This window comes from Methylobacterium sp. E-012 (assembly GCF_057836545.1).
Genome location: NZ_JBYQEY010000001.1, coordinates 5,462,297 through 5,482,841 on the forward strand (window position 1 = coordinate 5,462,297; position 20,545 = coordinate 5,482,841).

Below are 20,545 nucleotides of genomic sequence, written 5' to 3' on the forward strand. Positions count from 1 at the left end.
CCGTCACAGGCCGAGCACGTCCGCCATGGCGTAGAGCCCCGGCGGCTTGGGATGCACCCAGAGGGCCGCCTTGACCGCCCCGGCGGCGAACAGCCCGCGGTCGGCGGCGTGGTGGCTGATCGTCAGGCTCTCGCCCGGGCCGGCGAAGATCACGCTGTGATCCCCGACCACCGTGCCGCCCCGAAGGGTCGCGAAGCCGATATCGCCCGGCCGGCGCGCCCCGGTATGCCCGTCCCGGGTCGAGACGCGGACAGCCTTCAAGTCGACATCGCGGCCCTCGGCGGCGGCCTCGCCGAGCAACAGCGCCGTTCCCGAAGGGGCATCGACCTTCATGCGGTGGTGCATCTCGCAGATCTCGATGTCGAACTCGTCCCCGAGCGCCTTGGCGACCCGCCGGACGAGCTCGGCCATCAGGTTGATGCCGAGCGACATGTTCCCCGATTGGACGATCCGCGCGTGATAGGAGGCCGCCTCGAGCTTGCTCAGATCGTCGTCCGACAGGCCGGTGGTGCCGACCACGTGGACGATGCGGGCCTGGGCGGCGAGTTCGGCGAAGTGGATCGTGGCCGCCGGTGTTGTGAAGTCGAGCACGCCGTCGGCGGCGGCGAAGGCCGTGAGCGGATCGTCGGTGACGGGGACGCCGAGGGGCGGGAGGCCGGCGAGCGTGCCCGCATCCTGCCCGAGCGCCGGCGAGCCCGCCCGCTCGATCGCCGCGGAGAGCGCGCAGCCCTCCGCGTCCGCGACCGCGCGCACCAGCATCCGCCCCATGCGCCCGTCGGCGCCGACCACAACGAGCCGCATCCCGATTCCCGTTCCCGTGCCTCGTGGCGCGGGCCGTCCAAGCCAGCTGCGCCATCCTTCGTGGGCCCCCGCATCGCCGCGGGGGCCCGGAGCCGATTAATCCTTCTCGGGCGCGATCGGCTCAAGTCCGCCGATGTGCCGCTGCGCGTAGAGCGGCAGGCCGATCTGCTTGATGAGGTCGAGCTGCGTCTCGAGGAAGTCGATATGGCCCTCCTCGTCCTCCGCCAGCTCCTCGAACAGGCGCATGGACACGCGGTCGTTGATCGAGTCGCAGTACTGCGCGGCTTCGAGGTAGAGGTTCCGCGCGCCGTGTTCGGCGGCGAGGTCGCACTCGATGACCTCCTGGACGTTCTGGCCGATCCGGAGCGGCTCGAGTTCCTGGAGATTCGGGAACCCTTCGAGGAACAGGATCCGGTCGATGAACCGGTCGGCGTGGTTCATCTCCTCGATCGATTCCTTGCGCCAGAACTTGGCCAGATCGATATAGCCCCAGTTGTTGAGCATGCGGAAATGCAGCCAGTATTGGCTGACGGCGGTCAGCTCGCTACGCAGGCCGCGGTTCAGATACTCGATGACCTTGGTGTCGCCCTTCATAGCCCCCGAACTCCTTGCAGTCTTTTCTGGCGGGGGCAGTCACGTCAGGCGGCGACTCCCTCATCCGCAGTTTGGAGCAAAACCAAACTGCAAGCCTGAGCGCAAGCTGTCGAGCAGGCATGGCTGCCCTCCGATGGCTCGTCCTGACCGAGCGCGCTCCGCATGATGGCACGGATGGTCCGGGCGCAGCGCCCGCATTTCGGGCTGCATCCGAGGCAGGCATAGACCTGGGCCGGTGTCCGGGGGCATCCCGGTCCGGGGGCCAGGCAGGAGCGAACGGCGCCGTCGGAAAGGACGTTGCAAGAACAGACGATCATGCGTGCCGCAGATCCCGCCTTCTTCCAGTGCGGCCCGAGGGTTCCGGGCCGAACTCCTGCACTCCGCCAGATTAGAAAAGTTGAAAACTAGCGAAGTTTCAACATCTTACTGGTCTTTTTCGGAAATGGCATCCGACTTTGACCGGGTCAAGAGACCCGGTTCGATATGTTCGGGCCCAGCCCCCATGCGCCGGGGCGCCCGACCCGGCGGCGGGGCGTCAACGCGCGAGTTCGCGCAGCCCCAGGCGGATCAGGACCCTGGCCTCGGCCTCCGGCCCGGCTTCCCTCAGCGCCGCGGCGATGGCGGTCGCGGCCTGGATCTGCGGGTAGCCGAGATTGACGAGGGCCGACACGGCATCGGCCACCGGCCCGGGGGGGGCGCCGGTCTCCGCGGCGCCGCCCAGGGCGACCAGGGCGGGATCCATGGGGGTGAAGGCGGGGGCCTTGTCCTTCAGCTCGGCGGCCAGCCTCGCGGCGAGCCGCGGTCCCACGCCGGGTGCGCGGCTGATCGCCCCCTTGTCGCCCGTCGCGATGGCGCCGGCCAGGGCCTCCGGCTCCAGCACCGAGAGGACCCCGAGCGCCACCCGGGCGCCGACGCCCTGCACGGTCTGGAGCAGGCGGAACCACTCCCGCTCCGCATCGGACCGGAACCCGTAGAGGCGGATCATGTCCTCGCGGACATACGTCTCGATGGAGAGTTCCGCGGGCTCGCCGACCTTGGGCATGCGCTGAAGGGTCCGGGCCGAGCAATGCGCGATGTATCCGACCCCCGAGACGTCGAGGATCACGAAATCCTCTCCGAACGAATCCACCACGCCCCTGAGTTTACCGATCATTCCAAGCCCGCCCGCTGTCGAGGGATGCCTACAGAAGCGCAAGCGCGTCCGCCAGACGCGCTTGAGCCGGCCGGGACTTCATGAAATCACGGGCGCCGCGCCGGCCGAGCTTGGCCGGCCATGGGGGGACGAGCATGCGCGCGCCACTTCTTGCCCTGCTGGGCCTGCTGATCCTGGCGCCCGCGCGGGCGGCGGAGGACCCCGCCGCGGCGGCCGTTCCGGTCGCGCCGAGCGCGGATCCGACCCAGGTGCGGCCGGGCGCGTACGTGCTCGATCCCGACCACGGCAAGATCACGTGGTCGGTCTCGCACCTCGGCTACTCGACCTATTACGGGCAGTTCGCCGGCCTGACCGGCACCCTCACCCTCGATCCGAAGGCCCCGGAGAAGAGCCGCCTCGCCGTGAGCGTGCCCCTGGCCGGGGTGATCACCGGCAGCACCCGCCTGAACGAGCACCTCGCGGCGCCGGACTTCTTCGACACCGCGAAGTTCCCGGCGGCGACCTTCACGGCCACCACGGTCGAGCCGACGAGTCCGACCACCGCGCGGATCACCGGCGACCTCAACCTGCGCGGCACGGTCCGGCCGCTCGCCATCGACGCGACCTTCAACCAGGCCGGGATCCATCCGGTCGACCACCGCTATACCGTCGGGTTCGACGGGCGGGCCATGGTCAAGCGTTCGGAGTTCGGCATCAACGCCTACCTCCCGGGCCTCGGCGACGAGGTGAGCCTGCGCATCGAAGGGGAGTTCAAGGCGGTTCCGTGAGGACGTTGCCGTGCGGCGGGCCGGGTGACGCCGGCCCCGGCGCGGGTGTAGGCAGCCGCCGTCGCTGCACCGCGTCGGAGAGGTGGCCGAGCATGACGAAGCGCGTTGTCGACGGGGTCCGGACAAGCCAGACCCGGCGGGACGGCCGAGACGGCCTCGTGGAGGTCCGAGCGCTGCGCCGGCCATCTCTCTTCCTGGCCCTGGTCCTTGCCGGACCGGCCTGCGCGCAAGCGCCCTCCCCCGCGCCCGTCGCCCCGGCATCCCCCCTCGACAGCTACGCCGAGGCGGCGGCCACGACGATCATCGCCGAGCAATCCTGTCCCGGGGTTCAGGTGAAGGCCGGACAGCTGACGACCCTGCGCCTCGGCGCCCGGGTCAATGCCGGCCAGGAAACCGTACTGCAGGAGAAGCTGCGGACGCGCGCCTCCCAGGTCCGCCAGCAGCTCGCCGCAGACGGCCGCGAAGCGTGGTGCGCGGGGGCGCTGGCGGCGTTCGGGCCGCAGGGCAGCGTCGCCAGGGGAATCCTGGCCACCGGAGCGCCGATCCGCTGAGCGCGTCCGGCGAGGATTGACACGGCGGTGCCTCGCCCCTACTGAGCCCGCATGGCGCGCGGCCTCTCAAGGGGTCCGCGCGTTTCGCGTTGTCCGGGCTCAAGCCCGCGCAATGACTTCAAACAAGAAGCCGGTCCAGGGGCAGCCGCCCCGGAGGCCGTTCGAGAACACGAGAGAACGATGTTCGCAGTCATCAAGACGGGCGGTAAGCAGTACCGCGTCGCCGCCAACGACACCATCACCATCGCCACCCTGGCCGGCGAGGCCGGCGAGGCCGTGACCTTCGGCGAGGTCCTGCTGTTCGCCGACGGCGCGGGCGCGACTCAGGTCGGCGCCCCGACCCTGTCGGGCATCAGCGTCACGGGCGAGATCGTACGCCACGGCCGCGACAAGAAGGTGATCGCCTTCAAGAAGCGCCGTCGCCAGAACTCGCGCCGCAAGCGCGGCCACCGGCAGGACCATACGGTCGTGCGCATCACCGGCATCCAGGCCTGAGGCACGGCCCCGCAGGGCGCGTAGCGGTCCGTCAGGGCCCGATCCGCGACCGCACCCCCGCAGATCAGAATTCGGAGTTCATCCCATGGCACACAAGAAGGCAGGCGGCTCGTCCCGCAACGGTCGCGACTCGGCTGGCCGGCGCCTCGGCGTCAAGAAGTTCGGCTCGGAAGCCGTGATTCCGGGCAACATCATCGTGCGTCAGCGCGGCACCAAATGGCATCCCGGCACCAATGTCGGCATTGGCAAGGATCACACGTTGTTCGCGCTGGTCCCGGGCCATGTCCGCTTCGAGACGCGCCGCGGGCGCGACTTCGTAGCGGTAACGCCGCTGGCTGAGGCCGCGGAATAACAGGCGGGCGCCCCACGTGGCGAAGCTGGCGTCCCGCCCGGTGTCCCACACCGGACCGGAGACGTCGTTGCCGGGCCCCTGACGGGCCGGGTCGGACGGAACACCGGGGAGGATGGGACGCCATCCTCCCCTTCGTCGTCTTGAGGCGGTGCCCCGGGCCGGGCGCACCGTCCCTGCGAGGGCACGATGTTCCCCGACCTGACCCGCGACGACGTCTTCCGGATCGAGACCCGCCGGCTGTGGCTGCGCTGGCCGACCGCCAAGGACGCTCCGGCCATCATGGCGCTCGCGGGCGAGCGGGCCGTGGCCGAGATGACCGCGCATATCCCGCATCCCCTGGGGCGCGAGGCGGTCGATGACTTCCTGGTGAAGGTCCGCGGTGCCAACAACGCCGGGACGGGCCTGACCCTCGCCCTCACCCTGCGCGCCGCCCCCGGCCGCCTGATTGGCCTAGTCGGAATCGCGGGGGACGCGGGTGCGCCGCATCTCGGCTACTGGCTCGGCCAGCCCTGGTGGGGGAACGGCCTGATGAGCGAAGCCGCCGGGGCCCTGGTCCACGCCTTCTTCGCCTATGCCGGGGGCACCTGCCTAACCGCGGGGGCGCTGCCGGCGAACCGGGCCTCGCAGCGCGTGATCGAGAAGATTGGGTTCCGCTGGACCGACCGGCGGTCGACGCCGAGCCCGGCCCGCGGCGGTGCACGGGACCTGGACTGGTTCGCCCTGGACGGCACCGAATGGGCCGCGCGCCAGCGGGTCACCGAGCCGGACCTGGCGGAAGCGTCCTGAGCGTCCCCGGGCGCCGGGCCCAATCGGGCACCCCATATTCATCGCCGGGCGGCCTACGGGCCGCCCGCAGGCACGAGCGACGAGACGGACCGTGAAATTCCTCGACGAAGCCAAGGTCTATATCCGGTCCGGTGACGGTGGCCCCGGCTGCGTCGCGTTCCGGCGAGAGAAGTTCATCGAGTTCGGCGGCCCGAACGGCGGGGACGGCGGACGCGGCGGCGACGTCTGGGTCGAGTGCGTCGAGGGGCTCAACACCCTGATCGACTACCGCTACCAGCAGCATTTCAAGGCCAAGAAGGGCGAGCACGGCATGGGCTCGAACTGCCACGGCGCCAACGGCGCCGACGCGGTGCTGAAGGTCCCGGCCGGCACGCAGATCTTCGCCGAGGACGGCGAGACCCTGATCGCCGACCTGACCGAGGTCGGCCAGACGATCCGGCTGGCCAAGGGCGGCAACGGCGGCTTCGGCAACGCCTATTTCACGACCTCGACCAACCGCGCGCCGAAACACGCCAATCCGGGCCTCGAAGGCCAGGAGATGTGGATCTGGCTGCGGCTGAAGCTGATCGCCGATGCCGGCCTCGTCGGCCTGCCGAATGCCGGCAAGTCGACCTTCCTGGCGAGCGTCACGGCCGCCAAGCCGAAGATCGCCGATTACCCGTTCACGACCCTGCATCCCGGGCTCGGCGTGGTCCGTTCGGACGGGCGCGAATTCGTGCTCGCCGACATTCCCGGCCTGATCGAGGGCGCGCACGAGGGTGTCGGCCTCGGCGACAAGTTCCTGGCCCATGTCGAGCGCTGCCGGGTGCTGCTGCACCTCGTGGACGGCACCACCGAGCACGCCGGCAAGACCTATAAGCTGGTTCGCGGTGAGATCGAGGCCTACGGCAACGGCCTCGCCGAGAAGCCCGAGATCGTGGCGCTGTCCAAGGCCGACGCGCTCGACGCCGAGACGCTCAAGAGCCAGGTGGCCAAGCTGAAGCGCGCGGCCGGACGGGCACCGCTGGTCCTGTCCTCCGCGAGCCGGAAGGGCGTGCCGGAGGCGCTGCGCGCACTCCAGGCCGAGATCGACGCCAGCGTGGAGGCGGACAGGGAGCCGGTGGCGGCGTGGGAGCCGTGATTGGCGGCGCGGCGCCTGCGCGATAAGCTGGCGCCGGAGACAGCCCGATGCCCAAGCTGCTGACGATTCGCGACGAGGACTTTCAGCGCGCGCGCAATCTTGCCAGCCGCCTCGGCACGTCACTCGACGAGGCCGTCGCGACGGCCCTTCGGGACCTGGATCGGAATACGTCCGCCGAGGGCGGGTTCGATCCTGACCAACAGGCCGAACTCGCGGCGATCCGGGCGCTCGTGGCCGAAGCGCGCCCACACATCGTACCAAGAGCCCTCAACGATCACGGCTGGCTCTACGATTGGAACGGTCTACCGGCGTGATCGCACTGGACAGTTCCGCTCTCGTCGCGATCGCGCTCGGCGAACCCGAGGGGCAGATCTTTGACGAGATCATCGTTCGTCATCGCGCGCTCGTGGGACCGCCGACCCTCCTCGAAACACGAATGGTACTCGGCTCTCTGATGCCAACCTTCGCCGATGCGTTTCTCGATCGCCTGATCGCCACGCCCAGCATCCGGACCGTCAATTTCGGCTTAGAAGCCTACCGAGCTGCTGCTCACGCCTTTGGCCGCTACGGCAAGGGTCAAGGTCATGCCGCCTGCCTGAACTTCGGCGACTGCCTGTCTTATGCCGTCGCCAAGGTCCACGCCGTACCGCTCCTCTTCAAAGGCAACGATTTCATCCATACCGATTTGGTGCCCGCCTACAGCCCGGCAGCTTGAGCGCGCCACCCCGGTTCCGATCCTCCCCTTCAGCCTTCGCCTAAGGCTGTCCAAGACCGCAGCCGTCGTCCAAACCGCCCCGTACCGCCCGTCCGCGAAGAATCATGATCCCCGCCCTCGAAGATTTCCGCCGCGTCGTGATCAAGGTCGGGTCGGCCTTGCTGGTCGACCGCAATGCCGGCCGCCTGCGACATGCCTGGCTCGCGGCCCTGGCCGAGGACATCGCCGAGCTGCACGGGCGCGGGGTCGACGTGCTGGTCGTGTCCTCCGGCAGCATCGCCCTGGGCCGGACGGTGCTGGGCCTGCCGCCGGGGCCCCTGCGGTTGGAGGAGAGCCAGGGGGCGGCCTCGGTGGGGCAGATCACCCTCGCCCGGCATTGGGCCGAGGCGCTGGGCCATCACGGCATCGTGGCTGGCCAGATCCTGGTGACGCCGCAGGACACGGAGGAGCGGCGCCGCTACCTCAACGCCCGGGCAACCGTGCTGAAGCTTCTCGAGATGCGCGCCGTGCCGGTCGTCAACGAGAACGATACGGTGGCGACCTCGGAGATCCGCTACGGCGACAACGACCGCCTCGCCGCCCGGGTCGCCACGATGATCGACGCCGACGTGCTGGTGCTGTTCTCGGATATCGACGGCCTCTACACCGCACCGCCGAAGAGCGACCCGGACGCGCGCCATCTGGCGGTCATCGAACGCATCACCCCGGAGATCGAGGCGATGGCGGGCGGGCCGGCCTCCGAGCTGTCGCGGGGCGGCATGCGCACCAAGGTCGAGGCGGCCAAGATCGCCGTATCCGGGGGCACCCATCTGGTGATCGCGGACGGGCGCGGGAAGAACCCCCTGAAGGCGCTGCGGGAGGGTGCGCGCTGCTCGTGGTTCCTGTCCGGCTCCACGCCGACCGCGGCGCGGAAGACCTGGATCGCGGGGTCCCTCGAACCCAGGGGGTCGCTCACGATCGATTCCGGTGCCGTGCAGGCCCTCCGGGGCGGCGCCAGCCTGTTGCCCGTGGGTGTCCGGGCGATCGACGGCAGCTTCTCCCGCGGCGATGCCGTGGAGATCCGCGATCCCGAGGGCCGGGCGCTGGGGCGCGGCCTCGTCGCCTACGACGATGCCGAGGCCGCACTGATCATCGGGCATCCCAGCGCACGGATCCCGGATTTGCTCAACTATCCAGGCCGCGCCTGGATGGTGCATCGCGATGACTTGGCCCTGTTCTGAAGAATGCCGTGACGGAGCAGCATTGATGTCGAACGCGTCCGGTTAAGTATTGTTGGCGACTGTGACACAGCACACTTGTCGGTGCGCCGCACGATGTGCGAAGACAGCGCCCTTCCCCGTCGAGCCGGTGAACGGCTGTCGCGAACCGAGGACGCCAGCGTGCCCGTCCTGAATCTGAGATCGGACTTCGCTGAGGCCGACGCCCTGCCGGAGCAGATGGCTGCGATCGGCCGGCGCGCCCGTGCGGCCGCCCGGCGGATGGCGCTGGCCTCGGCGCAGACCAAGGATCTCGCTCTGAAGGCGATCGCCGAGCGCCTGCGGGCGAACCGCGACGAGATCCTGGCCGAGAACGCCCGCGACGTGGCTGCCGCGCGCAGCGCCGGTCAGACCGCCGCCCTGATCGACCGGCTCACCCTCGATCCCGGACGCCTGGCGGCGATGGCGGACGCCGTCGAGAAGATCGGATTGCTGGCCGACCCGGTGGGCCGCCAGCTCGCCGCCATCGAGCGGCCGAACGGCCTGCTGATCGAGCGCATCGCGGTGCCGCTCGGGGTGATCGGGGTGATCTTCGAGAGCCGCCCCAACGTCACCGCGGATGCCGGTGCGCTGTGCCTGAAGGCCGGCAACGCCGCGATCCTGCGGGCGGGCTCGGACAGCCACCGCAGCGCCATGGCCATCGCCCGGGCGATGAGCCGGGGGCTGGCCGATGCCGGCCTGCCGGAAGACGCGATCCAGCTGGTACCGACCCGCGACCGCACGGCGGTGGGCTTGATGCTCGCCGGCCTCGACGGCTGCGTCGACGTGATCGTGCCCCGGGGGGGGCGCGGTCTCGTCACCCGCGTTCAGGCCGAGGCGCGGGTGCCGGTCTTCGCCCATCTCGACGGCATCAATCACGTCTACGTGGCCGCCGCGGCCGATCTCGCCATGGCCCGCACCGTGCTGCTCAACAGCAAGATGCGCCGGACCAGCGTCTGCGGCGCCGCCGAGACCCTGCTGGTCGACCGTGCCTGCGCGGCGACGCATCTTACCCCCCTGGTCGGCGCCCTGCTTGATGCCGGCTGCGCCGTCCGCGGCGACGCCGAGACGCGGGCGGTCGATCCCCGGGTGACCGCCGCCGCGGAACAGGATTGGCACACCGAGTACCTCGACGCGGTCATCGCGGTCCGCGTGGTCGACGGGATCGCCGCGGCGATCGAGCATATCGAGACCTACGGCTCGCATCACACCGACGCGATCATCACCGAGGATGAGGCCGAGGCGGCCCGATTCCTGGCGGAGGTCGATTCGGCGATCGTGACCCACAATGCCTCGACGCAGTTCGCCGATGGCGGCGAGTTCGGGTTCGGCGCCGAGATCGGGATCGCCACCGGGCGGATGCATGCCCGCGGCCCGGTGGGCGTCGAGCAGCTCACGACCTTCAAGTATCGCGTCCACGGCAGCGGCCAGATCCGTCCGTGACATCGGCCGAGGGTCCGGCGTGCGGCTGAGTTTGCCGCCGAGCGCGCCCGGCATGCGGATCGGCCTCTACGGCGGATCCTTCAACCCCGCGCATCTCGGCCATCGCCACGTCTCCGTGCTGGCGATGCGTCGGTTGGGGCTGGACCGCGTCTGGTGGCTGGTCAGCCCCGGCAACCCCCTGAAGAGCCGCAAAACGCTCCCGACCGTTGCGGAGCGGTGCGCCCAGGCGCACCGGGTCGCCCGGCATCCGCGCATCGCCGTGACCGGCGTCGAGGCGGCCCTCGGCGTCCGCTTCACCGTGCAGACCCTGCGCTTCCTCACGCGTCGCTGCCCCGGCGTTCATTTCGTCTGGATCATGGGCGCTGATTCGCTCGGCACCTTCCACCGCTGGAAAGGCTCCGCCGAGATCGCGCGGCTCGTGCCGATCGCGGTCATCGACCGGCCCGGCTGGACCATGACCCCGCTGAGCACCCGCGCCGCCCAGCGGCTGGCGCAGGCGCGCATCCCCGAGGCCGCGGCCTCGACGCTCGCGCTGCGTCGGCCGCCGGCCTGGACCTTCCTCCACGGGCCGCGGTCGAGCCTGTCCTCGACGGAGATCCGTAACGGTATGCCGAGACGTGGCGGGGGTTCGGAGACGGCGCGGTTGCAATCGCCGCCCGATACCGCCAATTTCATGGCTCCCCGCGAGGGGTGACGCCGCCCGCGGCACCACGAGGAACCAGGACTCTGCCCGAAACCATTCATACGGAGACGATCCGCACCGCCGTTCTCGCCCCGGACGAGCCCGGCCAGGCGCGCTCGGACGATCTCAAAGCCCTCGCCCTCGACTGCCTCGACGAGATGAAGGCCGAGGAGACGATCGCCATCGACCTCGCCGGAAAGACGTCGCTGGCCGACACGATGATCATCACGTCGGGTCGCTCGCAGCGGCACGTGGGCTCGATCGCCGACAAGATCATCCAGGAGATGAAGAACCGCGGCTTCGGCAACGCCCGGGTCGAGGGCCTGCCCGCCTGCGACTGGGTTCTGATCGACGCCGGCGACGTGCTGGTGCACATCTTCCGTCCGGAAGTGCGCGGCTTCTACAATCTCGAGAAGATGTGGGGCGCCGATCGTCCGGTCGGGCTCGCCCTCGGCTAGGCCGGACCGACCGCTTGCGACTCGTCCTGGCGGCGATCGGACGGTTGAAGGCCGGACCGGAGCGGGAACTCGCGTCACGATATCGCGACCGCGCCGCCCAGTTGGGGCGCGGGCTCGGCTTCTCGGCCTGCGACAGCGTGGAGATCCCGGAAGCGCGCGCACGACGCGCCCTGGACCGCTGCACCGAGGAGGCAGCGCTGCTCGCCGCCCATCTGCCGCCCGGCGGTGTCCTGGTTGCGTATGACGAGCGCGGCCGTGCCGATATCCCCAGCGCGGCCCTGGCCGAGCGGTTGGCCGGCTGGCGTGATGTCGGGCGGCCGGCGCTGACCGTCGTCATCGGCGGGCCGGATGGTCTGGACGCCTCAATTCGGACGAAGGCGGAGCTGATCCTGTCCTTCGGGGCGGCCACCTTGCCCCACGGACTCGTGCGCGTGCTGGCCCTGGAACAGATCTACCGCAGCCTGACCATCCTGGCCGGCCATCCCTATCATCGGGGCGAGGCGGGCTGACCGGCGGTGGTCATGGTCGAAATCGATGCCGTCCGGGCGCGGGCCAATACCCCCATCGGCCCGTCGTCGTCCGGTCGCGCCTCCCGCCGTGTCCTGACCGCTCTGGTCCTGCTGGCCGCGGCCTATGGCGCGTGGCCCGCGCATGCCGAGACCCCGGCGCCCCCGGACTCCGAGGCGGCGCAGCGGGACAATGCGGAGCGCGACCGTCGCGCCGAGAACCTCAAGCGCGTGCAGGATGCTTTGGCCGCCAGCAACGGCCAGCGGGCGCAGTTCGAGGCCGAGATCGCCGCCATCGGTACGGACCGGTCCAAGCTCGACTCCGCTCTCCTCGACGCCGGCCGTCAGGCGCAGGCGACCGAGGACCGGCTGAGCCGCCTGGAGGAGCGGCTGAAGGCGATGAGCGAGAGCGAGGCCGCGATCCGACGCTCGCTCCAGGCCCGCCGGGGCGTGGTCGCCGAGATCCTGGCCGCGCTCCAGCGGATGGGACGGCGCCCGCCACCGGCGGTGCTCGTGAGCCCGGAGGACGTGCTCGCGGCCATCCGCACCTCGATGCTGCTCGGTGCCGTGGTGCCGGAGCTGCGTGGGGAGGTCGACACCCTGGCGGCCGATCTCGCGGAAATGATCCGCCTGCGCGGCTTGATCGCACAGGACAAGGAAGGCCTCACCAGCGACCTGACCGGGTGGGCGCGGGAGCGCCAGCGCCTCGAGGCCCTGGTGGCCGCCCGCCGTGCCCGCCAGGCGGAGGTCGAGAGCGGCCTCACCGCCGAGCGCCGCCGGGCTGCCGAGCTCGGTGCCCAGGCGAAGACCCTGAAGGATCTTCTGGACCGGACCGAAGCCGAGGCCGTGGCGGCCAAACGCTCCGCCGAGGAGGCGAAGGCGGCGGCCGAACGCGAGATCCGCGTGACGCAGGAACGATTTGCCGCGGCCGGCTTCCGCGATCCCGCGCGGCTGGCACCGAAAGTGCATTTTTCGGAGGCGCGGGGCGAAGTGCCGCGGCCTGTCAGCGGTCGGCTGGCGCGGGGCTTCAACCAGCCCGACGGCAACGGTGGAACCAGCCGTGGCGTGTCCTTCGCGACGCGTTCGAAGGCGACGGTCTCCTCCCCGGCCGACGGTTGGGTGCAGTTCGCCGGGCCGTTCCGGTCCTACGGGCAACTCTTGATCATCAACGCGGGCGACGGCTACTATCTCCTGCTCGCGGGGATGGAACAGATCAGCGTCGAGGTCGGCCAGTTCGTGCTCGCGGGCGAACCAGTCGGCAGCATGGGCGAGAAAGGCCCGGGCCCGACTGGGTCCGACGGCGATCCCACCCTGTACGTCGAGTTCAAGAAGGACGGCGGCTCCATCGATCCGGAGCCGTGGTGGGCGAGAAGCCCGACTAATACGGTACTTGGCGAGAAGGTTCGCGGCTGATGCGCAAGACGTCTCTGATCATGCTCGGCGCCTTCCTGGGTGCCGGCACCTCCATGGTGGCCACCCAGACCGACTTCCTATCGGGTCCCCGGGCGGTGGCCGCCTCGGCCGAAACCTATCGCCAGCTGAGCCTGTTCGGCGACGTGTTCGAGAAGGTCCGGACCGACTACGTCGAGAAGCCGGACGAGTCGAAGATGATCGAGTCGGCCGTCAACGGCATGCTGGCCTCGCTCGACCCGCATTCGAGCTACATGGACGCCAAGGCGTTCCGCGACATGCAGACCACCACCCGCGGCGAGTTCGGCGGGCTGGGCATCGAGGTCACCATGGAGGACGGCCTGATCAAGGTCGTCACCCCGATCGACGACACCCCCGCCGCCAAGGCGGGCCTGCTCGCCAACGACGTCATTACCCAGATCGACGACGATCAGGTCCAGGGCCTCACCCTGAACCAGGCGGTCGACAAGATGCGCGGCCCGGTCAATTCGAGCGTGAAGCTCAAGATCAGCCGCAAGGAGTCGAAGGACCCGATCGACGTCACCCTGACCCGCGACGTGATCAAGATCAAACCGGTCCGCTCCAAGGTCGAAGGCGGCGACGTCGCCTATATCCGCCTGACGCAGTTCAACGAGCAGACCTTCGACGGCATGCGCGCCGCAATCGACAAGCTGTCGAGCGACATCGGGCCTGACAAGATCAAGGGCTACGTGATCGACCTGCGCAACAACCCGGGGGGCCTGCTCGACCAGGCGGTGATGGTCTCGGACGCCTTCCTGGACCGCGGCGAGATCGTCTCGACCCGCGGCCGCAACCCCGACGAGACGCAGCGCTTCTCCGCAAAGTCCGGCGACCTGACCAAGGGCAAGCCCGTGGTGGTCCTCGTGAACGGCGGCTCCGCCTCGGCCTCGGAGATCGTGGCCGGCGCCCTGCAGGATCACAAGCGCGCGACCATCATGGGCACGCGCTCCTTCGGCAAGGGCTCGGTGCAGTCGATCATCCCGCTCGGCGGATCCGGCGCCCTGCGGCTGACCACGGCGCGCTACTACACGCCGTCGGGCCGCTCGATCCAGGCGAAGGGCATCGAGCCCGATGTCGAGGTCCTGCAGGACGTGCCGGACGAGCTGAAGGGCAAGGACGAGACCAAGGGCGAGGCCGGGCTGAAGGGCCACCTGAAGCAGAAGGACACCGACGAGCGCGGCGGCTCCTCCGCCTACATGCCGTCGGACCCAGCCAAGGACAAGCAGCTGATCGCGGCGGTCGACTTCCTGCACGGCATCCAGAAGGGCGCGGCCAACGGCACGCCGAACGCCCAGCAGCAGAAGCCCAGCCTGCCGAACTGATCGCCCAGACCACGAACGGCGCTATCCGCTCCCGCCCGGCCGACCTGCCGGGCGGGATTTTCGTATCCCGGGCTGGTCCTTAGGGGATCGTTAACCATACCGGCCGGCAATGGCGTCCGGGATCCGTGCCGCGTCCGGCGCGGCGGGACCGATTCCGTGTCGAGAGCCGCTTGACCGAGTCCACGGACGATATCCTCACGCGCCCCCTCGGCGTGCCGGAGGCGCAGGTGCCGGAGCAGCCCAGCGGGCGGTTCGGACGGCACCTCGCGGTCCTGCGCCGGCCGAGGGTCGCGGCGGGGGCCATCGCGGCCGCGCTCGCCCTGTCGGTCGGCCTCGTCGTCGCGCTCGGCGATCCCCAGGGCGGGGAGCCCCGCGCCGAGGCGATGATCGCGTTCCGCGAGCCCGCGGCGCGGCCGGCCGCCCCGGTGCCGGTGGCAGAGCCGTCCGTCGCCATGACCACCCCCGGACCGACCCAGCTCCAGCGCAGCGCGGAGGAGATCGAGTCCGCATCCGGCGTCACGGTGGTGCGTCCCCTCGGCTCGGCGCCGACCGATGCCGTGGTGATCCGGGTCCCGCCCCCCAACGCGCCGCGACTCGCCCCCGCGCCGGACCCGCGCATCAGCGAGACCGGCCGGCACGGCCTGATCCCGAAGCTCGGCGAGGGCCGGGTGCGCGCCCTCGACGTCTACGCCCGGCCCGAGGAGCCCGGAACCGGTCCGCGCATCGCCATCGTGGTGACCGGGCTCGGTGTTGGCCAGGCCGCCACCGCGGGTGCCACCGCGCGCCTGCCGGCAGCCGTCAGCCTGGCCTTCCTGCCCTATGGCGGCGAGGTCGAGCGCGCCGCCGCCCGGGCGCGCGATGCCGGCCACGAGGTCTTCCTCCAGCTGCCCATGGAGCCGTTCGACTATCCCGACAGCGACCCGGGCCCCCAGGGCCTGCTCACCGCCCTGAAGGGCCCCGAGAATGTCGACCGCCTCGCCTGGGCGCTCGCGCGCTTCCCGGGCTATGTCGGCGTCGTGAACTACATGGGCTCCAAGCTGATGGCGGATTCCGCCTTCGAGCCGATCCTGCGCGAGATCGGCGCCCGCGGCCTCGGCTTCCTCGACGACGGCACGAATCCGAAATCCCCGGCCGCGCCGGCCAACAAGGCCCGCACGCCGATCGCCCGTGCCGAGATCGTCCTCGACGCCACGCCGCGCGCCGACGCCATCGACGCCGCCCTGATGCAGGCCGAAGCCCGGGCCCGGGCCAACGGCTTCGCCCTGATCTCGGCGAGCGGTGCGGCCCTCAGTGTCGACCGAATCGCCCGCTGGGCGCGGGATCTCGATGCCCGGGGGCTGCGGCTCGTCCCGGCCAGCGTCGCCCTGCGCGGCGCCCGCGAGAAGCGGGTTACTACGGCCGATTGAGTGAGCTCGCGAAACGCTCCCGCACCGATAGTCTCCGGGCGCAACGGGAGGGCCGCGTCCCCGATCGGCGTTGCCGCGCCCCGCGGGCCTGACCTATGGTCCGGCCGATGACGACGGATTCGGATCCCGGCAGCGCCCTGCCCTACCGCCCCTGCGTGGGCGTCGCGCTGATCGCGCCCGGAGGCGGCGTCTTCGTCGGACGCCGGAGCAAGGATGCGGGGCCCGAGCACGTCTCAGGCCCGTACATGTGGCAGATGCCGCAGGGCGGCGTCGATCCGGGCGAGGATCCGGAGGCGGCCGCGCGCCGCGAACTCTACGAGGAGACCAACGTCCCGCCGGAGGCGCTTCGCCTGCTCGCCGAGATTCCGGACTGGCTCGCCTACGACCTGCCGCCCGACGTGATGAAGCAGGCGTGGCAGGGGCGCTACCGGGGGCAGACCCAGAGATGGTTCGCCTACGGCTTCCTGGGTGACGAGTCCTCGATCGACGTGCTGCGTCCGGGGGGCGGCGCCCACAAGGCCGAGTTCGACGCGTGGCGCTGGGCCCGCTTCGCCGAGCTGCCGGACCTGATCGTGCCGTTCAAACGCCCGGTCTACGAGCGCGTGGTGGCGGCCTTCTCGGGTCTCGAGCGCTGGGCGGACGCTTCGTGACGCTGCGGCCGGGGGTCTGAGACCGTGCGCTGGCTCATGGTCCCGCTCGGCTTGGCCCTCGCCTGGGTCGCGTTCACGATGAGCCCGCTCTGGTCGCTCTACGATCTCTCGCAGGCGGTGCGCCGGCACGACGCGGCCTATATCGAGAGCCACGTGAACTTCCGGACGCTCCGCCTGTCCCTGGTGCGTCAGATCACGGCGGCGATGCGGGTTGCCGCGGAGGCCGACCCGGACCTGGAGGCCCGTGATCGCCAGCGCCTCGGCGATGCCGCCTACGGGCTGGCCCTGGCCCTGTCCGAATCGATGGTCACCCCGGAGACGGTGATCGACCTGCTCGCCAATGGCTGGCCCGACAAGCTCGATCTCGAACGGCCGTCCGACACGCGGCCCGAAGGCCTCGCGATCCGCAGCGTCGGGCGGCTCCTGCCCTATTACACGGCCCTCGAAATGCGGGGCTTCCGCGCGGTGGTGATCCCGATCCCGCCCGAGGCGCCCCGCGGCGCGCGCACCCGCATCCGATTGCGGCTGCGCGGTCTGACCTGGCGCCTGGTCGACATCGAGATGGCCGACATGCTGCGCGACCAGATCGCCGCGAAGCTCGGCCAGGCGATGGCCCGGGCGAAGATCGGGGCGACCGGCGGGCAGGAGCCCTAAACCGAGCGGGGGCGGCGTCCCGAGGGGCGGTCGGCGCCGTTCGGAAGACGGCGGAGCGGACCGGGCGTTCGGAAGCCCGGTCCAGGCAGGCTGCGCGTCCCGCCGTGCCCGGAGGTCACTTCGCCTTCGGCGTGCCGGCGGCGTCCTTGGGCTCGCGGGCCTCGATCAGGCTCTCGGCCTTGTCCTCGTCGGTGTCGCCGCCCTGCTCGATGGTCTTGCCGGGGTTGGACAGCAACGACTTGGCGATCCCGAGCAGGACCTCGCACTCACCGGGAAACTTGTACGTGTCCAGCACGATGGCGGCGTCGCGCAGGGTCCGCAGGTCGCGCACCAGCTGAGCATTGGCATCCGCGCGCAATTCGCCCTTGGCGGCGATCGCCTCCTCGATCTTCGCGCCGGTCACGTCGCAGGCGGCGTTCGCCGGCGTGGCCGACAGCGCCAGGGCGAGGCCGAGTGCGGAAAGGGAGCGCCACATGGCGTGTGTCCTCGGAGGTCCGGGTCAGGCGTGATGGGGGAGCGCGGCGTTCAGCACGTCGCGGGTCAGCGCCACGAGCTGGCTCGGGCGATAGGGTTTCGGCACGAAGACCGAGCCGGAGACGGCGTCGCGGGCCGACAGGTCGGCGCGGCCACCGGAGGTGTAGACGATCGGGAGGTCCGGGCAGAGGCCCCGGGCACGGCGGGCCAGCGCGAGGCCGTTCGTGTTGCGAGCGAGATCGATATCGGTGAAGAGCATGTCCACGCTCTGGCTGGCCAGGATCGCCTCGGCCTGCCAGGCATCCGCGGCGGTGAGCACCCGATAGCCCGCGTCGAGGAGCGTTTCGGCGGCCAGTTCGCAGACGCTCGGCTCATCCTCGACCACGAGGATCGTGGCGGTGGCCGAGTCCAGAACGGGCATGGACGGGCAGACGAAAGCGGCAGCGAACGGAACCATGACGCAACTCCCACTCACCCGGCGGGGGCTCGGTGTCCCCCGGTCGGATCGCTGGGGCAACGGCCCCTCTCGACACGGCGTTCACCCTGTTTCCATCGAATTGCACGCGTTTGGTGAGCGCCGTCTTAACCGACCTCTCACGCCGGTGAACGAAGCGATCCAAGTGGTTAACGGAAGGTTACCGGGGCCGTACCGGGGGGCTGACGCGTGAGCCGGCTGCTGCAGCTCGGCCTCGGCCTGCTCCTCACGGGTCTGGCCGGATACGTGGATGCCCTGGGCTTCGTGCGCCTGGGCGGGCTCTACACCTCGTTCATGAGCGGCAACACCACGCAGCTCGCTGTCTTCGGCGCGGCCGCCGACTTCCACCGGCTGGTGCTGCCCGCGACGCTCATCCTCGCCTTCCTGATAGGCTCGGTGCTCGGCAGCGGCCTCGCAATCCTGGTCCCGGCCCGTTGGACCACGCCGGTGGTCCTCGCCTACGAGTCCCTCCTGATCCTCGGCGGCCTCGGGCTGGGCCTCGAATCACCGGAACTCGGCCTCGCCGCCTTCTTCGTCGCCGTGGCGATGGGCTCGCAGAACGCGGTCCTGGCGCAGGTGAAGGGCTTCCGCGCCGGCACGACCTTCGTCACCGGCGCCCTCTTCAGCCTGGGACAGAAGATCGCCCAGGCGCTGACCCGGACCGGCGATCCGCTGGGCTGGATCGGCGACGGCCTGGTCTGGCTGTCCCTGTTGTTCGGCGCATATCTCGGTGCGCAGGCCTACGGGCATTTCGCCCTCTACGCGCTGGTCGCACCCGCGGCCCTCTCGGGCGGCCTGGCGCTGCTGACGGCGATCCTGGTCTTGCGCACGGCACCGCCTGCCGCGAAGGTCCCCGCACCATGAGCAGTCCCGTCAGCAATCCCACCCTCACCAGTCACGTCGCCGCGCTGGAGCCCGGCGCGCACGTGGTCGCGGCCCATTTCCTGAAGGACGTGCCGGCCCTGGCGCTCAGCGACGGCACCGTCGCGCTGGCGCAGGTGGCGGGCCTGACGCGGCTCGTCGCCCATCCCGAGGGCGGGATCCTGGTGGCGGCCGGGATCGGCGCGCGCCTGCTCACCGGCGGCGACGACGGCCGGGTGGTCGAGGTCCGGGCGGACGGCGCCGTGGAACAGGTGGGATCCGCCAAGGGCGGCGCCTGGATCGACGCCCTGGCGCTCCATCCGGACGGCGCCGTGGCCTGGTCGGCCGGGCGCAATGTCGTGGCCCGGGACGCCAAGGGCCGCGAGCGCAGCTTCCAGGCCCCCTCGACCGGCCGTGGCCTCGTCTTCGCCCCGAAGGGCTACCGTCTCGGGATCGCCCACTACAACGGCGTCAGCCTCTGGTACCCGAACCTCGAAACCCCGGCGGAGGTGATCGACTGGAAGGGCTCCCACATCGACGTGACCTGGTCGCCGGACGGCCGTTTCGTGGTGACGACCATGCAGGAGAATGCCCTGCACGGGTGGCGGCTCCAGCCGGATCGCGGCCACATGCGGATGTCGGGTTATCCAGGCAAGGTCCGCTCGGTGGCGTGGTCGTCGGACGGGCACTGGCTCGCCACCAGCGGCGCCGAGGCCGCGATCGTGTGGCCGTTCGACTCGAAGGAGGGCCCGACCGGGAAGGCCCCCCGGGAATGCGGGGTCCGTTCCGCCCGGGTGTCGCGCGTGTCGTTCCACCCGAAGGCGCCGGTCTTGGCCATCGGCTACGAGGACGGCTGCATCCTGCTGGTCCGGTTCACCGACGCCTCGGAACTCCTGGTGCGGCCGTCCGTCGCGGGCAGCGGTGTGACCGCGCTCGCCTGGGACGGGCGCGGGAGCCGCTTGCTGTTCGGCTGCGGCGATGGGCAGGCCGGCCTGCTGACGCTTCCAGCGTGAGGCCCGGCATGCTCTGTGTCGATGCGCGATTCCCCGCGCCGGAGGCCTGACATGTTCCGCGTGCTCCGCACCCTCGGCATCGCCCTCGGCCTCCTCGGCGGCGCGGTGGCCGCGCAGGCCCCCGAATTCGCGCAGCAATACGCGCAGCGCATCGGCGGCGCCGCGGATGAATTGCGGCGGCAGGTGGCGGTGCTCGAATCGGACGCCCAAGCCTCCGGCACCACCCGCGAGGGCGCAGTCGACCGGCTGCGCAGCAACCCTGACGAGCTTGTGGCCCGGCGCGGTGCGGCCGCGCAGGCGGACATTGCCCGGCTCGCCCGGCTGAGCGCGCAGCAGCAGGCCCTGGCCTCGGCCACCAGCCCGCTCGGCCGCGTCGTCGCGATGTTGCGCGATCCCGACATGCCGGTCGCTGCAGCCGCCTATCGCGACTTCAGCCCGGCGATCCCAACCAGCGCCGACGGCCTGGCCGCCGGACTGATCGGCTTCTTCGCCGCCTGGGGCGGCTGGCGGGTGGTGTCGGATCTCGGCCGGCGCGCGGTGCGGCGACGCCCGCGCGAGGCCGCCACCGTGGCCTGAGGCGATGCGCGCGGCGGCAAGGTGT

Annotated in this window: 27 protein-coding genes; 21 read left to right on the forward strand and 6 right to left on the reverse strand. The window is 70.8% G+C overall.

Features of this window, described 5'->3' with window-relative positions; genetic code table 11:
• Positions 1–3: 3 nt before the first annotated feature.
• From dapB to ruvA, 4 genes are all read right to left on the reverse strand, one after another.
• Positions 4–801 (reverse strand): 4-hydroxy-tetrahydrodipicolinate reductase, encoded by a 798-nt coding sequence (gene dapB / locus AC3IF1_RS26160; RefSeq protein ID WP_489219964.1) that lies wholly within the window; start codon positions 799–801, stop codon positions 4–6.
• Positions 802–897: 96 nt separating this feature from the next.
• The gene (bfr, locus tag AC3IF1_RS26165) at positions 898–1,395 is read right to left on the reverse strand and encodes a bacterioferritin (protein WP_091714294.1); all 498 of its coding nucleotides are present in this window, start codon (positions 1,393–1,395) and stop codon (positions 898–900) included.
• Positions 1,396–1,439: 44 nt separating this feature from the next.
• Entirely contained in the window at positions 1,440–1,712 is a 273-nt protein-coding gene (locus AC3IF1_RS26170; protein ID WP_243965717.1) for a (2Fe-2S)-binding protein, read from the reverse strand.
• 218 nt (positions 1,713–1,930) lie between these two features.
• Positions 1,931–2,548 carry a Holliday junction branch migration protein RuvA gene (ruvA, locus tag AC3IF1_RS26175; RefSeq protein ID WP_489219965.1) on the reverse strand — a complete coding sequence of 206 codons (618 nt, stop codon included), beginning with the start codon at positions 2,546–2,548 and terminating at the stop codon, positions 1,931–1,933.
• 134 nt (positions 2,549–2,682) lie between these two features.
• On the opposite strand from ruvA, the gene AC3IF1_RS26180 reads away from it, so the two are divergent.
• The 18 genes from AC3IF1_RS26180 to AC3IF1_RS26265 all read left to right on the forward strand — a co-directional run bounded on the left by AC3IF1_RS26180 (position 2,683) and on the right by AC3IF1_RS26265 (position 17,121).
• Positions 2,683–3,315: a YceI family protein gene (locus AC3IF1_RS26180; RefSeq protein WP_489219966.1), complete on the forward strand. Its 633-nt coding sequence runs from the start codon at positions 2,683–2,685 to the stop codon at positions 3,313–3,315.
• 92 nt (positions 3,316–3,407) lie between these two features.
• Positions 3,408–3,866, forward strand: coding sequence for a hypothetical protein (locus AC3IF1_RS26185; RefSeq protein ID WP_489219967.1), 459 nt, complete (start codon positions 3,408–3,410; stop codon positions 3,864–3,866).
• Positions 3,867–4,046: 180 nt separating this feature from the next.
• Positions 4,047–4,361 (forward strand): 50S ribosomal protein L21, encoded by a 315-nt coding sequence (gene rplU, locus AC3IF1_RS26190; RefSeq protein WP_243965702.1) that lies wholly within the window; start codon positions 4,047–4,049, stop codon positions 4,359–4,361.
• Between the two features lie 85 nt (positions 4,362–4,446).
• A complete protein-coding gene (rpmA, locus tag AC3IF1_RS26195) occupies positions 4,447–4,713 on the forward strand; it encodes a 50S ribosomal protein L27 (protein WP_489219968.1) in 267 nt (88 codons plus the stop codon).
• A gap of 186 nt (positions 4,714–4,899) precedes the next feature.
• On the forward strand, positions 4,900–5,499 hold the full coding sequence (locus tag AC3IF1_RS26200; protein ID WP_489219969.1) for a GNAT family N-acetyltransferase: 600 nt from the start codon (positions 4,900–4,902) through the stop codon (positions 5,497–5,499).
• Positions 5,500–5,590: 91 nt separating this feature from the next.
• Positions 5,591–6,619, forward strand: coding sequence for a GTPase ObgE (gene obgE, locus AC3IF1_RS26205; RefSeq protein ID WP_243965692.1), 1,029 nt, complete (start codon positions 5,591–5,593; stop codon positions 6,617–6,619).
• A gap of 47 nt (positions 6,620–6,666) precedes the next feature.
• The gene (locus AC3IF1_RS26210) at positions 6,667–6,933 is read left to right on the forward strand and encodes a type II toxin-antitoxin system VapB family antitoxin (RefSeq protein ID WP_489219970.1); all 267 of its coding nucleotides are present in this window, start codon (positions 6,667–6,669) and stop codon (positions 6,931–6,933) included.
• On the forward strand, positions 6,930–7,334 hold the full coding sequence (locus AC3IF1_RS26215; protein WP_489219971.1) for a type II toxin-antitoxin system VapC family toxin: 405 nt from the start codon (positions 6,930–6,932) through the stop codon (positions 7,332–7,334). Before AC3IF1_RS26210 ends, AC3IF1_RS26215 begins: the two co-directional genes overlap by 4 nt.
• Before the next feature lie 104 nt (positions 7,335–7,438).
• Entirely contained in the window at positions 7,439–8,554 is a 1,116-nt protein-coding gene (proB, locus tag AC3IF1_RS26220; RefSeq protein WP_489219972.1) for a glutamate 5-kinase, read from the forward strand.
• Positions 8,555–8,713: 159 nt separating this feature from the next.
• Complete coding sequence (locus tag AC3IF1_RS26225; protein ID WP_489219973.1) at positions 8,714–10,012, forward strand: glutamate-5-semialdehyde dehydrogenase; 1,299 nt, start codon at positions 8,714–8,716, stop codon at positions 10,010–10,012.
• A gap of 19 nt (positions 10,013–10,031) precedes the next feature.
• Entirely contained in the window at positions 10,032–10,706 is a 675-nt protein-coding gene (locus tag AC3IF1_RS26230; protein ID WP_489219974.1) for a nicotinate-nucleotide adenylyltransferase, read from the forward strand.
• On the forward strand, positions 10,703–11,152 hold the full coding sequence (gene rsfS, locus AC3IF1_RS26235) for a ribosome silencing factor (RefSeq protein ID WP_409564772.1): 450 nt from the start codon (positions 10,703–10,705) through the stop codon (positions 11,150–11,152). Before AC3IF1_RS26230 ends, rsfS begins: the two co-directional genes overlap by 4 nt.
• Before the next feature lie 14 nt (positions 11,153–11,166).
• The gene (gene rlmH, locus AC3IF1_RS26240) at positions 11,167–11,661 is read left to right on the forward strand and encodes a 23S rRNA (pseudouridine(1915)-N(3))-methyltransferase RlmH (RefSeq protein WP_489219975.1); all 495 of its coding nucleotides are present in this window, start codon (positions 11,167–11,169) and stop codon (positions 11,659–11,661) included.
• A gap of 12 nt (positions 11,662–11,673) precedes the next feature.
• Positions 11,674–13,071: a murein hydrolase activator EnvC family protein gene (locus AC3IF1_RS26245; protein WP_489219976.1), complete on the forward strand. Its 1,398-nt coding sequence runs from the start codon at positions 11,674–11,676 to the stop codon at positions 13,069–13,071.
• Positions 13,071–14,411: a S41 family peptidase gene (locus AC3IF1_RS26250; RefSeq protein WP_243965662.1), complete on the forward strand. Its 1,341-nt coding sequence runs from the start codon at positions 13,071–13,073 to the stop codon at positions 14,409–14,411. The genes AC3IF1_RS26245 and AC3IF1_RS26250 overlap by 1 nt, the downstream gene beginning before the upstream one ends.
• A gap of 170 nt (positions 14,412–14,581) precedes the next feature.
• Entirely contained in the window at positions 14,582–15,817 is a 1,236-nt protein-coding gene (locus AC3IF1_RS26255) for a divergent polysaccharide deacetylase family protein (protein WP_489219977.1), read from the forward strand.
• A 95-nt stretch (positions 15,818–15,912) separates the two neighbouring features.
• Entirely contained in the window at positions 15,913–16,467 is a 555-nt protein-coding gene (locus tag AC3IF1_RS26260; protein WP_489219978.1) for an RNA pyrophosphohydrolase, read from the forward strand.
• A 24-nt stretch (positions 16,468–16,491) separates the two neighbouring features.
• Positions 16,492–17,121, forward strand: coding sequence for a DUF2939 domain-containing protein (locus AC3IF1_RS26265; RefSeq protein ID WP_489219979.1), 630 nt, complete (start codon positions 16,492–16,494; stop codon positions 17,119–17,121).
• A gap of 115 nt (positions 17,122–17,236) precedes the next feature.
• On the opposite strand, the gene AC3IF1_RS26270 is transcribed toward AC3IF1_RS26265, so the two are convergent.
• Positions 17,237–17,596, reverse strand: a complete 360-nt coding sequence (locus AC3IF1_RS26270; RefSeq protein WP_243965654.1) for a photosystem reaction center subunit H — start codon at positions 17,594–17,596, stop codon at positions 17,237–17,239.
• Positions 17,597–17,620: 24 nt separating this feature from the next.
• The gene (locus AC3IF1_RS26275; protein ID WP_489219980.1) at positions 17,621–18,052 is read right to left on the reverse strand and encodes a response regulator; all 432 of its coding nucleotides are present in this window, start codon (positions 18,050–18,052) and stop codon (positions 17,621–17,623) included.
• A 207-nt stretch (positions 18,053–18,259) separates the two neighbouring features.
• Here AC3IF1_RS26275 and AC3IF1_RS26280 point away from each other — a divergent pair, with 207 nt between their 5' ends.
• Genes AC3IF1_RS26280 through AC3IF1_RS26290 form a run of 3 tightly spaced genes read left to right on the forward strand, consistent with a single transcriptional unit; the run spans position 18,260 to position 20,520 of the window.
• Positions 18,260–18,934 carry a YoaK family protein gene (locus AC3IF1_RS26280; RefSeq protein WP_489219981.1) on the forward strand — a complete coding sequence of 225 codons (675 nt, stop codon included), beginning with the start codon at positions 18,260–18,262 and terminating at the stop codon, positions 18,932–18,934.
• Entirely contained in the window at positions 18,931–19,944 is a 1,014-nt protein-coding gene (locus tag AC3IF1_RS26285; protein ID WP_489219982.1) for a WD40 repeat domain-containing protein, read from the forward strand. The genes AC3IF1_RS26280 and AC3IF1_RS26285 overlap by 4 nt, the downstream gene beginning before the upstream one ends.
• A gap of 51 nt (positions 19,945–19,995) precedes the next feature.
• Entirely contained in the window at positions 19,996–20,520 is a 525-nt protein-coding gene (locus tag AC3IF1_RS26290) for a DUF2937 family protein (RefSeq protein ID WP_489219983.1), read from the forward strand.
• Positions 20,521–20,545: the final 25 nt, after the last annotated feature.

What these genes read in the sequence shown, in the direction of transcription:
- dapB (WP_489219964.1), bottom strand. Translation starts at nt 801, where the DNA reads ATGCGGCTCGTTGTGGTCGGCGCCGACGGGCGCATGGGGCGGATGCTG.
- bfr (WP_091714294.1), bottom strand. Translation starts at nt 1,395, where the DNA reads ATGAAGGGCGACACCAAGGTCATCGAGTATCTGAACCGCGGCCTGCGT.
- AC3IF1_RS26170 (WP_243965717.1), bottom strand. Translation starts at nt 1,712, where the DNA reads ATGATCGTCTGTTCTTGCAACGTCCTTTCCGACGGCGCCGTTCGCTCC.
- ruvA (WP_489219965.1), bottom strand. Translation starts at nt 2,548, where the DNA reads ATGATCGGTAAACTCAGGGGCGTGGTGGATTCGTTCGGAGAGGATTTC.
- AC3IF1_RS26180 (WP_489219966.1), top strand. Translation starts at nt 2,683, where the DNA reads ATGCGCGCGCCACTTCTTGCCCTGCTGGGCCTGCTGATCCTGGCGCCC.
- AC3IF1_RS26185 (WP_489219967.1), top strand. Translation starts at nt 3,408, where the DNA reads ATGACGAAGCGCGTTGTCGACGGGGTCCGGACAAGCCAGACCCGGCGG.
- rplU (WP_243965702.1), top strand. Translation starts at nt 4,047, where the DNA reads ATGTTCGCAGTCATCAAGACGGGCGGTAAGCAGTACCGCGTCGCCGCC.
- rpmA (WP_489219968.1), top strand. Translation starts at nt 4,447, where the DNA reads ATGGCACACAAGAAGGCAGGCGGCTCGTCCCGCAACGGTCGCGACTCG.
- AC3IF1_RS26200 (WP_489219969.1), top strand. Translation starts at nt 4,900, where the DNA reads ATGTTCCCCGACCTGACCCGCGACGACGTCTTCCGGATCGAGACCCGC.
- AC3IF1_RS26210 (WP_489219970.1), top strand. Translation starts at nt 6,667, where the DNA reads ATGCCCAAGCTGCTGACGATTCGCGACGAGGACTTTCAGCGCGCGCGC.
- proB (WP_489219972.1), top strand. Translation starts at nt 7,439, where the DNA reads ATGATCCCCGCCCTCGAAGATTTCCGCCGCGTCGTGATCAAGGTCGGG.
- AC3IF1_RS26245 (WP_489219976.1), top strand. Translation starts at nt 11,674, where the DNA reads ATGGTCGAAATCGATGCCGTCCGGGCGCGGGCCAATACCCCCATCGGC.
- AC3IF1_RS26250 (WP_243965662.1), top strand. Translation starts at nt 13,071, where the DNA reads ATGCGCAAGACGTCTCTGATCATGCTCGGCGCCTTCCTGGGTGCCGGC.
- AC3IF1_RS26260 (WP_489219978.1), top strand. Translation starts at nt 15,913, where the DNA reads ATGGTCCGGCCGATGACGACGGATTCGGATCCCGGCAGCGCCCTGCCC.
- AC3IF1_RS26270 (WP_243965654.1), bottom strand. Translation starts at nt 17,596, where the DNA reads ATGTGGCGCTCCCTTTCCGCACTCGGCCTCGCCCTGGCGCTGTCGGCC.
- AC3IF1_RS26275 (WP_489219980.1), bottom strand. Translation starts at nt 18,052, where the DNA reads ATGGTTCCGTTCGCTGCCGCTTTCGTCTGCCCGTCCATGCCCGTTCTG.
- AC3IF1_RS26285 (WP_489219982.1), top strand. Translation starts at nt 18,931, where the DNA reads ATGAGCAGTCCCGTCAGCAATCCCACCCTCACCAGTCACGTCGCCGCG.
- AC3IF1_RS26290 (WP_489219983.1), top strand. Translation starts at nt 19,996, where the DNA reads ATGTTCCGCGTGCTCCGCACCCTCGGCATCGCCCTCGGCCTCCTCGGC.